The following is a 14,271-nucleotide window of genomic DNA, read 5'->3' on the forward strand; positions in this document are numbered from 1 at the left end:
AAGTAACTTGGACCAGTGTTGATCATTTAGCATTGTTCGAGGCATAGCGAGTGTAAAATTGGGTTTGGCGATTTAATTTTACTATCTCGCTATTTTTTTAATCAACAAATGTCAACAGACCCTAATATTGAGAGCAGCAAATTAACCAGTGTGATCGAGTCGCGTACCAAGGGTTTCGAGATGCATTTCAAACTGACCTGTTTTGCGGTCAGCAAAATAATGCCGCAGCGTTCTTTCCACACTTGGAAAGGCTAAATCATCCCAAGGAATATCTTCTTCACTAAACAATCGTGATTCAATGGTTTCATCACCCGCACCAAACTCGCCATTGATTAGTTCAGATTTGAACAAGGCATAAATTTGCCCAATACGGGGAATGTTATACATGCAATACAGTTGCTCAATATTGACTTCTGCTTCAGCTTCTTCGCGAGTCTCACGCGCTGCACCTTGCTCCATCGTCTCATAGAGTTCCATATAGCCAGCAGGTAATGTCCACAGCCCATAACGTGGCTCAATCGCACGACGGCAAAGTAAAACTTGATTGTCCCAAACGGCTAAAGCACCACAAATGACTTTAGGATTCACATAATGAATAAACCCACATGCGGTACAAATACGGCGTATCTGATGATCTCCAAGCGGGATCGCTTCTTTTGTTTTTTGTCCGCAGTTTGAGCAAAAGTTCATATTCATCGTCATGGATTGTGTGAACCGTCAGAATAACTTAAAAATAAAACTTTGGCATCATTTCTAACCAGCTTGGCCGAAATTCAGCTATGATGAAAACAAGATAATTATAAGGTTGTAATGTGGATGGATGAGGGTTTATTGACTCAGCGATTGCAGCAAAGTTTACGTTTTTCTAAGCGTATTCAACCTGCGCATGCTGCTGTATTGATTGCGATTACCCAAGAAGATAATCCACGTATTTTATTGACCCGCCGCTCGCTCTATATGAATAATCATGCCGGTGAAGTGTCCTTTCCCGGTGGCAAACGTGATGTCCAAGACACCAGTAATATCGTGGTGGCGTTAAGAGAAGCTCAAGAAGAAACCGCTCTAAATCCATTTGATGTGCAGCTTTTGGGTGATTTACCGATGCAAAAAGCACGGAATGGAATGTTAGTTAAACCGATCGTGGGATTGATCCCGCCTGACGTAAATTTAATACCTCAACCAACTGAAATTGACCGTATTTTTTTTGCATCATTAAGACAGCTTTTAGAAACGCCACCAACGCCGTATGAAGTTCGTTTTGCCCAGCAATCGCTTTATTTTCCCAGTTTAAGAATCGAAAACGAAATCGTATGGGGCTTGACTGCACGGATGCTGATTTCCTTATTTCAATATGGTCTGAATTATCAAAAAGAATGGCCTTTTTTATTAAATTCTCCTTCATTTCATTTGGGCCGTGAGCCATAAACCTTTATTTAGAAAGTCAAAATAGGATGTTTGATCATGTTGTACAAATTTCAAGGATATAGCCCGAAAGCCACGCATCAACCTTGGGATGGTTGGGTTGCAGAAAATGCAACGGTCATTGGCCAAGTTGAATTAGGCCGAGAAGTGAGTGTCTGGTTCGGAGCCGTCATCCGAGGGGATAATAGTCGTATCAAACTGGGTGATTTTACCAATGTACAAGAAAATGCGGTGCTGCATACCGATGCGGGCATTGAAATGATCATTGGTGATTATGTCACGATTGGGCATCAAGCCATGCTACACGGATGTACCGTAGGTGATAATAGTCTGATCGGAATCAATGCCGTGGTTCTAAATCATGCTGTGATTGGTAAAAATTGCATCATTGGTGCAAATGCTTTAATTCCAGAAGGGAAGGTGATTCCGGATAACTCTGTTGTGATGGGGTCACCGGGTAAAGTTGTTAAGACTTTAGATGAACAAGCGGAAGCACGTCTAAAAATGAGTGCCATGCACTATGCCGCTCATTTTAAACATTTTACTCAACTCGAAGTCGCTGAACTTTAGAGCGCTATATATGGCAAGCAAAAGAGCCTCGACGTTTGTCGAGGCTTTTTTTATAGATTAAATACAGAAAGCGCTGTGTCTGAGGTGGAACATCTCGCGAACTGCGATGGAGTGGAGTATCATATTCAACGTTTTTTAAGATTAAATTTAATTAAGGTTGCGCATGAAATTACTGGCATTGGAAACTGCCAATGAGCAGTGTTCCGTCTCGATTGTAGATGAAACTCAAGAGCTTTATTTTCAACTCGATTTACGGGCAAAAGCGCAGACGCAAACCATTCTCCCAATGATTGAGCAAGGGCTTAATCAAACTGCTATTGAGTTAGCGGATTTAAATGCAATTGCATTTAGTCGTGGGCCTGGCTCATTTAGTGGTGTTCGTATTAATGCAGCGGTAACACAGGCTTTGGCATGGGCCAATGACGTACCTGTTGTTCCAGTCTCGACTTTGCAAGCTTTGGCTCAAGCGGCGCATCGTCTACATGGTTTGACTGAAGTAACAGCAGTCCTTGATGCTCGCATGCAAGAAGTGTATATCGCAAGCTATCAACTCGATGCCAATGGCATTATGCAGGCTGTAGATGAAGAACAACTATTAAGTTACGCAGATGCCACACCACAGATCAAATTTACTGTCGTGGGTTCTGGTAGTGAGCTCATTCAATCAGAACAAACACAATACAAACACTTAAGTGCAACAGCACAAGATATTGCTACTATTGCCCGCGAAGCGGCGCAAAGAAAAGCATGGGTGAGTGCTGAACTTGCATTGCCCGTTTATTTACGAGATAACGCCTGGAAGAAAATTTCAGAACAAGGCAAGCCATAATTAGGGTTATATATGGATCTTCTACTGCTGCTCAAAGCGGCAATCATGGGTATTGTTGAAGGTATTACCGAATTTTTACCGATTTCAAGTACAGGGCATTTGATTCTAGCCTCAGAATTAATGAACTTCTGGACCAAAGAAAAAAGTGATGTTTTCGTGATCGCGATTCAAATGGGTGCGATTGCTGCGGTAATTTATGAATACTGGGGCCGCCTGTGGGGCGCAGCAACCGGTATGGTGACGGGTGAAGAAAAAGGTCGCCGTTTAGGTTTTGGCTTAATTCTCGCTTCGATTCCAATCGTGTTGATTGGTTTGACGTTTGGTCAGACGGTGAAAGAGCTGCTGTTCAATAACATTGCGATTGCTATGGGGTTGATTATCGGTGGTTTGATCATTATTTGGATCGAAAAAAATCCACCGCAGGTGCGTGCCAAAGAAGTAGAAGATTTAACCATTAAAGATGCGATTTGGATTGGTTTAATTCAAGTTTTATCTTTAATTCCTGGGACTTCACGTTCAGGTGCAACTATTATTGGTGCTATGTTCTTGGGTGTTTCTCGTAAAGCAGCCACTGAGTTTTCATTCTTTTTGGGTATTCCTGTTATTGTCGGTGCAGGTTTACTGGATTTATATCAAAGCTATGATGTATTTCAAGGCACTCAAGATTGGACTGTGATCGCCGTTGGTTTAATCGTTTCATTTGTCTCTGCATTGATTTTAATTCGTGCGCTTGTCGCTTATGTGGCAAAACGTGATTTCATGATTTTTGCGTGGTATCGAATTGTTTCAGGTTTATTGATTTTATTGTTCGCATTTACAGGCTGGAAATTATGGTAAGCGAAATCCGCTTATACACAGAACAAGAGTTTCATGAGAAAGCACAGCAGTATTCTGCTGTGCTTTCTTCACGTGGTGTATCTGTAAATATTGAATTGATTGAAAAATTAAACGCGCGTTTTTTACGTTTAAACTCTGAACTCAGTTTGTGTGTCGATGCAGATGGTTTGTGGTTAGCGGCCAATGGCATGAAGATGCAACCCGATTGGAAAGCAGAAGTGGGGCGTTTAAAGCGAGCATCCTTAAAGTCTGAGATGATTGCACGTGCGTGTAATTTGGCTGAAAAACCACAGCTTGTAGATGCAACCGCAGGGCTAGGGCATGATAGTTTATTGATGGCCCATTTGGGTGCTCATGTGACCCTTGTGGAACGTCATCCAATTTTATTTACCTTATTGGAAGACTCACATCAACGTGCGCAGCAAGATGCGTTTTTAAGTTCGGTTGTAGCTCGAATTGAATTGGTCTTTTCAGATTCGGCAGATTATTTGAAACATTTGTCGACGACCAATCAAATCTTTGACGTGGTTTATCTCGATCCGATGTTTCCGCAGCGAGATCAAAACCAGCAAGCCGTCAAAAAGCAAGCTCAGGTCAAAAAACAAATGCAATTATTGCATTTGCTGTTACCTGAAGATGGTGAGATGGATTTAGGTGATAATTTACTGGATTTAGCACAAAAAATTGCTAAACGTGTCGTGGTTAAACGTCCACGATTGGCGGTTTTTTTAGCGAATCAAGAGCCACAACATCAGTGGCAAGGTGATGCTTGTCGCTTTGATGCATATTTCCAACATGATCTTGTGACTTAAAATGATATTTGCTTCAATATTGTTCAAAGATTTGTTATATAGTTAAAAAATAGCATTGCTAAAAACGACATCAGGCATAAAATTATTTGTGCAATTAAGCGAGCCAAGGCCACCATCAGAACTCTATGATTGATTTCAAACCCTCCATCAATTTTTGGCATGATTTTAAAAGCAACCAAACTGCGGGGATGTGGTTATTTTTGGGGTCTCGTCGTTCTTTACAAATCGTTCGACCATCGATTTTACAATTGGTGTTTTGGGGGATTTTAGGTGGTTGTGCCAACAGTTTATTTAGTTGGCTCAGCACGGGGCGTATTGGCGAATTTAATGCCCAAGGTCTCATTAGCTACGCATTGTGGCCATTTATTGCTTTAATCGTGGGGATTTTCCTGTCACAACGTGTGAATAATCCACGGTTAATGTTGGTCCCAGCATTGCTTTGGTTGGTGCTTGATACGCACATCATGTTGTTTCAATGTTTGATTCAATATTTGGGAGATCTCGATTTTCTTCCATACTTCTTGTACGACTACATTCCAACGTTATTCATTATTCTATTTGTTTGGCAAAGTCTGGCTGTCGTTTGGGTATTTTCACGTGAGCTGAAATGGCCATGGTGGGAGCGAGCACTGATTATGGGTGCGACGCTATTTACTTTGGTCGTGTGGCAAGTCTCAGTCAAAGATCAGCCGATTTGGAAAGTGGAAGAAGTTCCACCAAGCTTTGCTGAAGATGCCTTCTATGCACAAAGCCGTTTGCTCAATAAATCTTTAGACGCAGTGGAATATGGTGAATTTGCTCAATCCCATTGGTACTTCTTAGGGGTGGCGGGTGCGAGTTATCAAGATGTCTTTAAACTGGAAATTGAACGGATTAAAGAACAGTTTGATACACGTTTTGGCACCTATGGGCGTTCGGTTGAACTTATCAATAACCCTGCAACACGCACTGAAATTCCGCTGGCATCTAAAACCAGTATGGAGTTGGCGCTGCGTCGTATCGGTCAGCAGATGAACCGAGAAAGTGATGTCTTATTTTTATATATGACCTCACATGGTTTACCAAATGTCTTTGAAATGGAAAATGCACCTTTGGATTTGGCGCAAGTCGATCCTAAATGGTTAAAAGAAGCCTTGGATGCGTCCGGAATTCGTTGGCGTGTGATTGTGATTTCTTCATGTTATTCAGGAAGTTTTATTCCAGCACTACAAAATGATAATACTTTAATTATTACTGCATCGGCAGCTGATCGACAGTCTTTTGGCTGTTCGAATGAAGCTGAATACACCTATTTTGGCCGAGCGTTCTTTGATCAGGCGATGCGTGAGCAGACCAGTATTCAAGCGGCATTTAATGAAACCAAAGCGACTGTTGCGAAATGGGAAGCAGCGCAAGGTTTCGAACCTTCTGAACCGCAGTGGTCGATGGGGAAAAACATGGCATTAATGTTGCCTCAATTAGAACAACGATTGTTCCCGCCGACAACTACTGCACCGGCTACGACGGTTACGCCTTAAAAGATTAAAAAAGTTTAGGATAAAGATCATGGAATTAGTACAACGAAATACTTGTTTTGCTGGTGAGCAGCGCATTTATCAATTGGATTCTTCAAGTCTAAAGACCGCGACAAAGTTTGGTATTTTTCTGCCAGAAGTAGCCTTACAAGGCCAAGCGTGTCCTGCATTGTTTTATTTGGCGGGATTAACCTGTACTGAAGAAACCTTTGCCATTAAAGCGCATGCTCAGCGTTTAGCTGCGCAGCTTGGCCTGATTTTAATCAGCCCTGATACTTCTCCACGTGGGGAACAGGTAGCACAAGGTGATCATTGGGATATTGGGCAAGGCGCAGGCTTTTATATTAATGCAACGGAACAACCGTGGGCCGAGCATTATCAAATGGAACGTTTTCTTACTGAAGAATTGTATTCGCTGGTACAGGCTGAATTTCCGGTACAAAAAGGTGCGATTGGCATATTCGGACATAGTATGGGCGGTCATGGGGCATTAACTTTAGCGTTGAAGCATCCTGACCTGTTTAAATCGGTTTCTGCTTTTGCACCGATTTGTGCGCCGAGTCAGTGTCCATGGGGCGAAAAAGCCTTTAATCAATATCTAGGTTCAGACCGACAGCAGTGGCTTCAGCACGATGCTACAGCTTTAGTGAAATCTAAAGGGGCTTTGTTTAAAGCCATTTTGATTGACCAAGGTATTGATGATCAATTTTATAGCCAGTTAAATCCGATGTTGTTTAAGCAAGCGTGTGAGCAAGTTGGGCAGCCACTCGAACTGCGTGAACATGCAGGCTATGATCATGGTTATTATTTTATTCAAAGTTTTATGGATGATCATTTGCAATTTCACGCTGTCCAATTGCAAACAGTAGTTCATTAATTTAAAAGCCAGTGGTTAAAAAATATTGAGGCATAGCTTGCTTTGATATACGTATAAATAAAGCATGGTGATGTGTATTGCCATGCAAATGAATAAATTCGACATACCAAAAAAAATAATTTAGGGTACTTATGCAAAATTCACAAATGGAAACGCCGCTTCCGCCAGAGCTGCCCGTGATGAATCCACCGAGTCTATTTGGTGAGACAGAACAGGCTGATGTTTTGGGACGAAATTATCATTTTAGGTTTAAAGGTAATGCGTCTGAATATTTCGGTATTTGGATTGTGAATATCTTACTGACGATTGTCACGCTTGGACTTTATGCGCCTTGGGCAAAGGTCCGCCGTTTACGTTATTTTTACGGTAATACTTGGGTATTTCAGCGTCGTTTTGACTTTACCGGTTTGCCTACAAAAATTTTAGTTGGACGAATCATTGCGTTAGTGGTCTATGGTGGTTTCTCTTTTGCTATAAAGTATTCTTGGGAAGCTTTCTTAGCGGGCTTTGTCCTGATCTTCTTTGCGGTTCCTTGGCTCATTCGATCTACGATTCGTTTCCGTGCTCGCAACAGTAAGTTTAGTAATAGCCGATTCTTTTTTTCAGGGACAAATAAAAGCGCGTATTGGTGCTTTGTTAAATGTCTTGCAGTGGTTGTCTTTACCCTCGGTTTGTTTACACCAGTTGCGGTCTGGCTATATAAACGTGAATGTCTGAATCATTTATATCTAGGTCAGTTGAAATTTAATCTGAATAATACGTGGGGCGATTATATGCGTGCCATGTATGTGCCTTTATTTCTGTTTATGGGCTTTGGTGCATTGCTGGCAGTAATCTTTGCGATACTGTTTGGTAGTTCAGATGGTTTAAATGACGCATCTTATGTCTTCATTATTTTGGGTATGTATTTGATTGGATATATGTTTATTTGGCCACTCACAGCTGCACGTATTTTTATTACCACTTGGAATAACACTACGTTGAGCCGCAGTCAGTTTCATACGGACTGTAATCAATGGCGTTATGCATGGATTGTCTTGAGCAATTGGTTGGCTAAGGTGATTAGCCTCGGTTTACTGACACCATGGGCAGTTGTACGACTATATAAATATCAGACTGAATCTTTGCATTTAATGTTGGTCGATGATCCTGACCAATTACAAAATCAAATGCAGCAAGATCACAATGCGATTGCTGAAGAATTATCCGATATTTTTGACCTAGATATTTCCTTATAACACAGGTGAATTACATGAAAACATCAGTAGTGAATGCAACCTATTATGATGGGAAAGTGTCAAAACCCTTTGTTGCTCAAATCAGCGCAGATGGAGAACATGCTGTGATTGTGCGTTATGGTCAAGACCTAGAACAAACGCAGCATTACACTTATCAAGATATGACGCTGATCGGTGCTTTGGGTGATATTCAGCCAGTGATTGAGTTAAAGGACGATGCTCGTTTAGAGTTTCATCAACCTTTGCCAGAGTGGTTTAATCTCGACGTAAAGTCGCGTTGGCATTCGATTTGGAAGTTAGAACGGTCACCTTCTCTAATCATTTTTAGTGTGATTTTCGTGGTGGCGTTTGCTTTTGTATTGATTAAATGGGGTATACCTGCGGCGTCGCATGTGGTGGCCAATCAACTTCCTGAGACAGCGTTAAAGAGTTGGGGGGATCAGGCGGAAAAATATATTATCGATATGACTGAACCCACAAAATTACCACAAGCACGCCAAAACAAGTTGAAGCAAGAATATCAACAATTGGTGGCTGAAAATCGACCTGCGAAGTTGTTATTTCGTGGTGGTGGTAGCATCGGTGCAAATGCATTGGCGATACCCAATAACACCATTATCGTGACAGATGAGTTGGTTAAATTAGCGAAAAATGATTATGAGTTAATTGGTGTACTTGCACATGAGCAGGGGCATTTAGTTCAACGCCATAGTTTGCAGCAAAGTTTGTCAGGTTTAGGCATCAGTATTATTTTGTTGATGATAACAGGAGATGGTTCAGATATTCTCACCAGTTTACCGGTAGCTGCGGTGGGTGCGAGCTACTCACGAGACTTTGAATCTGAAGCAGATTTATATGCCTTAAAACAACTTTCAAAACATCAAATTCCAACGGCACATTTTGCAAACTTCTTACAACGTATGGAAGATGAAGCTGATGGTGAAACAGCAAAAGAGAAAGGTGCAAAGGATGAAACTGCCAAAGATCAGAGATCTTGGACAGACTTCTTTGAGTCACATCCAGCGACGAAAGCCCGTATTGATGCAGTCAGAAATTACCAATCACATCAGCATTGAGTGAAAGGCTTTGACAATATGGTGACGTAGACTACGGTTCGCGTTGCCATATTGCACTGAGTTCTTCTTGCCCCATGCGGATCAAATGATCTAATACCACATGTTCCAATTGATCTAGATTTGCACTTGGATCTTGGGCTGAAATCATCACGTCTAAAAATACAGCTTGTGGTAAAAGACTGACTTCTGCAGAGGGCAGTTGAATCTTGAATGCAGTATTTTCTCCAATGATCTGTTCATTGACTTCAAATTTATGTTTCCAATGATTGACTAGGCGTTTAGCAACACGCGCTGCTTGGGCGGTGGTGATTGTGTTGAACTTTTCATAGATGCAATTTTATTATTAAGTCGTCAGTCCTTTAACTTAGCAAAGTACATAGATGCCCGTTAAGTCTAAAAATGCAACGCTGTGTTTCTACCGCAGTGGTCTTTATTCATATTAATCACTGATGTTACGCACGCAAAAAATAATTTTGCATTTTTAAAATGATATTTAAGTCAATTCGACGGAGTCTTACATCTAGGGCTTAAATAAAGGGATTAGCCTTCGGCTGGAGGTACTCTTACGAAACGATGTTTCTCATTAGGCAAAATGAGAAGCGAAGCTTCGCAACGAAACCATCTTGCAGAGCAATGCTCCTCACCGCAAAACTCGCTCTCTAGCGTCTATTTATTTAAAGTATTGCAAAAAAAAATTGATGAGAAGTCGTGCTGTCTCAAACAATTGCGGATGACGTTACCGCGTATCGTTCTTTTATTTGAACCAATTTCGCTTCTGATGTTACTGCGTAACATCAGTTCATCCTAGGTTTCTTTATTAGAGAGATCTCAATCATTGGCATCGAAAAAACGACTAAGGGCATGGGCAGCGAATAGGGGGACAATTTGCTATAATGCGTCAATCACTCCCTTTTCAAAGCTAGGTTTTTCATGTCCAAGCCATTCTTAATCGCACCTTCAATTTTGTCAGCAGACTTTGCGCGCTTAGGTGAAGAAGTTGAAAATGTTCTAGAAGCCGGTGCAGATGTTGTTCATTTCGATGTCATGGATAATCATTATGTACCGAACTTAACTTTTGGTGCGGGCGTTTGTAAGGCATTGAAAAAATACGGCATTAAAGCGCCAATTGATGTGCATCTAATGGTTTCACCGGTAGACCGTATGATTAGTGATTTCTTAGACGCTGGTGCAGATATCATCACTTTCCACCCAGAAGCGACTGACCATATTGACCGCTCTTTACAGTTAATCAAATCTGGTGGTGCGCAAGCAGGCTTGGTGTTTAACCCTGCGACACCTTTGCATTATTTAGACTATGTTTTAGATAAAGTTGACCAAGTCTTGTTGATGAGTGTGAACCCTGGTTTTGGCGGTCAAAAGTTCATTCCAATGACTTTAGAAAAGCTGCGTCAAGCACGAAAAATTATTGATGCTTCAGGCCGTGATATTCGCTTAGAAGTGGATGGTGGTGTTACTCCAGCCAATATCCGTGACATTGCTGAAGCAGGTGCAGACATGTTTGTTGCAGGTTCAGCGATTTTTGGTAAGCCTGATTATAAAGCTGTGATTGATGACATGCGTTCAGAGTTGGCAAAAGTGCATGCTCAAGAGGCTTAAGCCTTTGGGTATAAGTTATTCCTCGCTTGTGGATAACTATATGGATAACCGTATGGATATCTGTGTAGATAACTATATGGATAACTTGGATAAATTATAAACGATTGTGCATCAATGGTTTAATAATTAGACGTATTAAGTATAAAAAGGACTCAATTGAGTCCTTTTTTTATGGGGTAAAGTGTTTGAAATACTATATTTTTATTAATCTATGATAAATAATTAATCAGTTTAAAAAATAACTTTTATGTTTTAACTGGCAGATATGCGCTGATTTTTATGACAGCGCAATAAATTTAAAACTGTTGTGAATAACTGCACAATTAATTATGCTGTTAGCAACTATTGAGATACGCTGCGACTGGCAAAACACATCATCGATCGCACTAGCTCGTGCTATTAGATATTTCTGAATGTATCGTTCATGATGGATAAATCGGTCGAGCTGCATGTCATATTGATACAAATGTCATGTGATTGCATTTGAATCGTAAATAACTTCATCATGGTGTTTCATGCAGATTTCGGCTGAGCTGATCGCGTGATGTTTCTAAAGATGTGTTAATAGGGATATGATGTGTTAATAGGGATATGTTGTCACAGTGCATCATTGGGTTGAATTAGGATACTAAATTGTTCAATTTTTTGCGTAAGCATCTTGGCTTTGCTTGGCTCATGGCGTTTGTCATGGGGTGGAGCAGCGTGGTCAGTGCACAGCAAAATTTTCAACATCAACAAATGATGAACGCAAATGCCCATCAGGCATCAGTTCATGCAGCACATGCTGATCCTTCGCATTTAAATATGACAAATTGCCATCAAAATCAGCGGCAAGCTGCTCCTGAGCATGCAGTACATCATGGCAAGCAAGCAACACCTGAAGTCATTTTAACGATGGATTGTCATCAATCTTCAGATGCGACATCTGCACTGCAAGATGGTCAGGCGCATCATTCAACGACACAAAGTACAGACTGTCAGGACTGTACACTCGCACATTGCCAAATCAGTACTTCTTATGTCGATAGCGCCTTAGTCGCATTGCAGACCGTCCATGTGCATCACTATACAGAACCTCCTCGTTTCATTTTTGCTGGACAGCATTTAAAAGGCTTTTGGCAAGAAATTCTAAGACCTCCGCAAGCTTAACCTGAGTTTTAAATACGTTTTTTCGTTATTTTATAAAGGTTAAGTCATGTCTAATTTATCTAAATCATGCCTCGTGCTCGGGGTGTGTCTGCTGTCACCAACGTGGGCGTTTGCAGCCATTAAAGAATATCATCTGAATATTGATGAAAAGACCATCAATTTGACAGGTAAAGCGGTCAAAAAAATCAGTGTCAATGGTCAGTTTCCAGCACCTTTACTGGAGTTTGAAGAAGGCGATGATGCGGTCATCCATGTGCATAATCAGCTCAAAAAACAAAATACCTCGGTGCATTGGCATGGTCTATTGCTGCCCGGTTTAATGGATGGTGTACCCGGCTTTAATGGTTTCAATGAAATTCAGCCTGACGGTAGCTTTACTTACAAATTTAAAGTCCGTCAAAGCGGAACCTATTGGTATCACGCGCATTCCAAAGGTCAAGAACAAGACGGATTGTATGGCGCTTTGGTAATTTATCCGAAAGGTAAACAAGCACTTGCCGCACATGAACAATCGCAACGTGATTATGTGGTCATGCTGTCGGATTTTCATGAATCATCTAGCGCTGAGATTATGGCAAATCTGAAAAAGTCTGCCGAATACTATCAAAATCAGCGTGAAACAGTTTCAGATGTATGGGCGCAAATTCAACGAACAGGTTTAAAAAACACTTGGAAAGATCGTTCGATGTGGAATCAGATGCGAATGCTGAAAACGGATTTGTCTGATGTCACGGGTTATACGTTTTTAGTGAATGGCAAAACACCACAGCAGAACTGGACGGGGATGTTTAAGCCCAATGAAAAAGTCAGACTTCGTTTTGTAAATGCTGCGGCTATGTCGTTTTTTGATGTGCGTATTCCTCAGCTCAAAATGACGGTGGTCAGTGCAGACGGTCAAGCGGTCAAGCCGGTCGCTGTGGATGAATTTCGCATTGGTGCTGCGGAAACCTACGATGTGATCGTAGAGCCTAAATCTGCGCACTATCAGATAGAGGCTGAGTCGCTTGATCGGACTGGATTTGCGATTGGCACTTTACATGATGAAACGCAGCCTCAGCACTCAGGCATTCATATACCAAAAGCACGGCCACGCGCTTTGCTGACCATGGAAGATATGGGTCATGGTTCAATGTCAGGTATGGACCATAGCAACATGGGACATACTGCTACAGGTTCAACCCAAACTTCAGCAAGCCGACAAGCGAATGCTCATGAGCACAGCGCGCATACTGTCAATCCATCAAATATTCAGCCGAAACAAGTTCATGATCATGCAGCTATGGGACATGACATGGACCATTCTCCAGTGACTGCACATACTACTATGCAACATCCAGAGATGCATAAACAGAACATGTCTGATTCAGCGCATGCCAATATGGATCATAGCGTGATGGATCATTCATCGATGAACCACTCCTCAATAGATTCATCTATGAAACATGATATGCATACAGCGATGGAGCATGCACAGTCTAAAGAGGAGAAGCAGGCAGTTGAAAATTCAGCAACGGTTATGGGTTGGGCCAATGCATCAACACCTATGGGTGATAAGGCACTGCAATATAGTGATCTAAAAGCGTTAACCCCGCAGCCTGATACACGTGAACCGACGCAAGATTTGGTCATTCATTTGGGAGGAACGATGGAACGCTATATGTGGACCATGAATGGCAAAAAATTCAGTGAAGCTGAACCACTAAAGGTGAAATATGGTGAGAGAATCCGACTGAAATTTGTCAATGACAGCATGATGGCGCATCCGATGCATTTACATGGCATGTTTATGCAATTGGAAAATGGGCAAGTATCTTCTGAAATGCCAAATAAGCATACGGTGATTGTGCCGCCGGGGAAAACAGTGACGGCTCTGTTAACGGCCAATGAATTAGGGGAATGGGCGATTCATTGTCACTTGCTGTATCACATGTCCGCAGGGATGATGAATAAACTTGTGGTCGCAAATGTCGCGGAGAATACTAAAACAGCATCTGTGCCGCAAAAGGAGGTGTCTCATGCGCATCATTAAATCATGCACATATACGGTTCTAAGTTTAGCTTTGGCATCGGTCACTCAAATGACCATGGCGCAAGATGCACATCACAGCATGTCGACGTCAGCTCAACATGAGTCGCATTCCTCACATGATCCGTCGCATCAAGAAATGAAAACAGCGATTGAATCGAGCCAGATAGAGCATACTGCAGAACATGCAGAACATGCAGAACATGCAGAACATGCAGAACATGCAGAACATGCAGAACATGCAGAACATGCAGAACATGCAGAACATGCAGAACATGCAGAACATGCAGAACATGCAGAACAT

At 41.7% G+C, this 14,271-nt stretch carries 15 protein-coding genes; 13 read left to right on the forward strand and 2 right to left on the reverse strand.

Annotation, left to right across the window (positions count from 1 at the left end; all coding sequences use genetic code 11):
* Positions 1–141: 141 nt before the first annotated feature.
* A complete protein-coding gene (locus FTT88_RS11060; protein WP_078192366.1) occupies positions 142–690 on the reverse strand; it encodes an NUDIX hydrolase in 549 nt (182 codons plus the stop codon).
* A 126-nt stretch (positions 691–816) separates the two neighbouring features.
* On the opposite strand from FTT88_RS11060, the gene FTT88_RS11065 reads away from it, so the two are divergent.
* From FTT88_RS11065 to FTT88_RS11105, 9 genes are all read left to right on the forward strand, one after another.
* A complete protein-coding gene (locus tag FTT88_RS11065) occupies positions 817–1,425 on the forward strand; it encodes a CoA pyrophosphatase (RefSeq protein ID WP_168378585.1) in 609 nt (202 codons plus the stop codon).
* A gap of 36 nt (positions 1,426–1,461) precedes the next feature.
* On the forward strand, positions 1,462–1,992 hold the full coding sequence (locus FTT88_RS11070) for a gamma carbonic anhydrase family protein (RefSeq protein WP_078192364.1): 531 nt from the start codon (positions 1,462–1,464) through the stop codon (positions 1,990–1,992).
* A 163-nt stretch (positions 1,993–2,155) separates the two neighbouring features.
* Positions 2,156–2,821, forward strand: a complete 666-nt coding sequence (tsaB, locus tag FTT88_RS11075) for a tRNA (adenosine(37)-N6)-threonylcarbamoyltransferase complex dimerization subunit type 1 TsaB (protein WP_180005000.1) — start codon at positions 2,156–2,158, stop codon at positions 2,819–2,821.
* 12 nt (positions 2,822–2,833) lie between these two features.
* On the forward strand, positions 2,834–3,658 hold the full coding sequence (locus FTT88_RS11080; RefSeq protein ID WP_078191179.1) for an undecaprenyl-diphosphate phosphatase: 825 nt from the start codon (positions 2,834–2,836) through the stop codon (positions 3,656–3,658).
* The gene (locus tag FTT88_RS11085) at positions 3,652–4,470 is read left to right on the forward strand and encodes a class I SAM-dependent methyltransferase (protein WP_218945800.1); all 819 of its coding nucleotides are present in this window, start codon (positions 3,652–3,654) and stop codon (positions 4,468–4,470) included. Before FTT88_RS11080 ends, FTT88_RS11085 begins: the two co-directional genes overlap by 7 nt.
* 125 nt (positions 4,471–4,595) lie before the next feature.
* Positions 4,596–5,987, forward strand: a complete 1,392-nt coding sequence (locus tag FTT88_RS11090; protein ID WP_168378508.1) for a C13 family peptidase — start codon at positions 4,596–4,598, stop codon at positions 5,985–5,987.
* Between the two features lie 28 nt (positions 5,988–6,015).
* Positions 6,016–6,861 (forward strand): S-formylglutathione hydrolase, encoded by an 846-nt coding sequence (gene fghA, locus FTT88_RS11095; protein ID WP_180005001.1) that lies wholly within the window; start codon positions 6,016–6,018, stop codon positions 6,859–6,861.
* 131 nt (positions 6,862–6,992) lie between these two features.
* The gene (locus FTT88_RS11100) at positions 6,993–8,099 is read left to right on the forward strand and encodes a YjgN family protein (protein WP_180005002.1); all 1,107 of its coding nucleotides are present in this window, start codon (positions 6,993–6,995) and stop codon (positions 8,097–8,099) included.
* A gap of 14 nt (positions 8,100–8,113) precedes the next feature.
* The gene (locus FTT88_RS11105) at positions 8,114–9,175 is read left to right on the forward strand and encodes a M48 family metallopeptidase (RefSeq protein WP_180005003.1); all 1,062 of its coding nucleotides are present in this window, start codon (positions 8,114–8,116) and stop codon (positions 9,173–9,175) included.
* 31 nt (positions 9,176–9,206) lie between these two features.
* On the opposite strand, the gene FTT88_RS11110 is transcribed toward FTT88_RS11105, so the two are convergent.
* On the reverse strand, positions 9,207–9,506 hold the full coding sequence (locus FTT88_RS11110; RefSeq protein ID WP_180005008.1) for a DUF2218 domain-containing protein: 300 nt from the start codon (positions 9,504–9,506) through the stop codon (positions 9,207–9,209).
* Between the two features lie 599 nt (positions 9,507–10,105).
* Here FTT88_RS11110 and rpe point away from each other — a divergent pair.
* The 4 genes from rpe to FTT88_RS11130 form a co-directional block, all read left to right on the forward strand.
* Positions 10,106–10,792: a ribulose-phosphate 3-epimerase gene (gene rpe / locus FTT88_RS11115; protein WP_180005004.1), complete on the forward strand. Its 687-nt coding sequence runs from the start codon at positions 10,106–10,108 to the stop codon at positions 10,790–10,792.
* 633 nt (positions 10,793–11,425) lie between these two features.
* Positions 11,426–11,941 carry a hypothetical protein gene (locus tag FTT88_RS11120; RefSeq protein WP_180005005.1) on the forward strand — a complete coding sequence of 172 codons (516 nt, stop codon included), beginning with the start codon at positions 11,426–11,428 and terminating at the stop codon, positions 11,939–11,941.
* 46 nt (positions 11,942–11,987) lie between these two features.
* Entirely contained in the window at positions 11,988–13,970 is a 1,983-nt protein-coding gene (locus tag FTT88_RS11125; RefSeq protein ID WP_180005006.1) for a multicopper oxidase domain-containing protein, read from the forward strand.
* The coding region (locus tag FTT88_RS11130) for a hypothetical protein (RefSeq protein ID WP_218953943.1) at positions 13,957–14,271 on the forward strand (315 nt) is incomplete at its 3' end. The genes FTT88_RS11125 and FTT88_RS11130, both read left to right, overlap by 14 nt.

It is taken from the genome of Acinetobacter sp. YH01024, assembly GCF_013420195.1.
Taxonomy (GTDB): Bacteria; Pseudomonadota; Gammaproteobacteria; order Pseudomonadales; family Moraxellaceae; genus Acinetobacter; species Acinetobacter amyesii.